Genomic DNA, 1,399 nt, shown 5'->3' on the forward strand with positions numbered 1-1,399 from the left:
CCCGCCGCACCGCCGCCCTTGCCGCGCCATCGCCTGGTGGTGGACCGGGGGCCGTTCACCGTGGCGGGCGATCTGGCGCTGCTGCGCGACCAGGCGATCGACGTGGTGGTATGCAAGAACGCCGGCGGCAGCGGCGCGCAGGCCAAGCTGATCGCCGCGCGCGCGCTGGGCCTGCCGGTGATCATGATCGACCGGCCGTTCATCCCGCCACGCCAGAAAGTGCATGAGCCAGCGCAAGTGCTGGACTGGATCGCTCATGGCGCCACCCCGCCCGCGCTGCGCGGGGTGTAGAGCAGCGGGCCAGCGGCACGCGCCACGATCCGCGTCTGGCTCGATCCCACGATGACCACGGTGCGCATGTCGGCCATCTCGGGCCGCGCCTGGGCCAGCGAGACGATGCGTAGGTCTTCCTGCGGGGTGGAGACGGCGCGGGCAAACAGGATCGGCCGTTCCGTGCCGCAGCATGTGCGCAGCAATTCCAGCGCGCGGGCAAAGCCCTCTGGCCGCGCGCGAGAGCGCGGATTGTAGAGCGCCATGGCAAAATCCGCCTCTGCCGCCAGGCGCAGGCGCCGCGCGATCATGTCCCAGGGCTTGAGATTGTCAGACAGGTTGATCGCGCAGAAATCGTGGCCCAGCGGCGCCCCGGCGCGGGCGGCAGCGGCGAGCATGGCGGTAATGCCGGGCAGCACGTCGATCGCCACATCGTCCCATGATGCCGGGCCGCTTTCCAGCACCTCGAACACGGCGGCGGCCATGGCGAATACGCCGGGATCGCCCGATGAGACCAGCACCACGCGGCGGCCCTGCGCCGCCAGATCGAGCGCATGGGCAGCGCGTTCGCGTTCGACGCGGTTGTCCGACGGATGCAGCACCAGGCCGGGGCGCGGCGCCACACGCGCGACATAGGGGATATAGCCCAGCACATCGGTGGCGGCATCGAGCGCGGCGCGCACCTGCGGGGTGATCATCGCCTCGCTGCCCGGGCCCAGCCCGGCGATCGCCAATGTGCCCGTCATGGCCGGCGCCCCTGGCCGTGGATCAACAGGATCGAGAAATAGGGCGTGACGGCTTGGGCCTCGCCCAGCGGCGTAACCCGCTGGCCGGGCATGGCGGCATGTTCCACCAGCCAGGCCTCCCCCTCGCGCCCGGCGGCGGCCACCGCGCGGCGCAGCTTGGCGAGGTGCCGCCCGATCTTCATCACCACCAGGGCATCGGTATCGCGGATGCGGCGGGGCAGTTCCGCCCCGGGCAGGGTGGCCATGGCCACGGTGAGCACGTCATCGCCCCAGGTGATGGGCACGCCGGTGGCATTCCACGCGCCCGCCATCCCGGTGATGCCCGGCACCACCTGCACGGGCACCTGCCCCGCCAGGCGGCTGTGCAGGTGCATGAACGAGCC

3 protein-coding genes are annotated in these 1,399 nt (G+C 71.7%); 1 reads left to right on the forward strand and 2 read right to left on the reverse strand.

Going from position 1 to position 1,399, the window contains the following annotated elements; genetic code table 11:
- Positions 1-291, forward strand: a 291-nt coding sequence (locus H926_RS0110265) for a precorrin-6A/cobalt-precorrin-6A reductase (RefSeq protein WP_022676218.1), incomplete at its 5' end; no start/stop codon positions are given.
- Here the strand turns inward: H926_RS0110265 and cobJ are convergent.
- Both cobJ and H926_RS34625 read right to left on the reverse strand, forming a co-directional pair.
- Positions 255-1,016, reverse strand: a complete 762-nt coding sequence (cobJ, locus tag H926_RS0110270; protein WP_022676219.1) for a precorrin-3B C(17)-methyltransferase — start codon at positions 1,014-1,016, stop codon at positions 255-257. The two genes, H926_RS0110265 and cobJ, sit on opposite strands and share 37 nt — an antisense overlap.
- The coding region (locus H926_RS34625) for an SAM-dependent methyltransferase (RefSeq protein WP_043609025.1) at positions 1,013-1,399 on the reverse strand (387 nt) is incomplete at its 5' end. The genes cobJ and H926_RS34625, both read right to left, overlap by 4 nt.

This window comes from Novosphingobium sp. B-7 (assembly GCF_000410615.1).
Lineage (GTDB): Bacteria > Pseudomonadota > Alphaproteobacteria > Sphingomonadales > Sphingomonadaceae > Novosphingobium > Novosphingobium capsulatum.

Coding starts and splice junctions, on each gene's coding strand:
- cobJ (WP_022676219.1), bottom strand. CDS start 1,016: ATGACGGGCACATTGGCGATCGCCGGGCTGGGCCCGGGCAGCGAGGCG.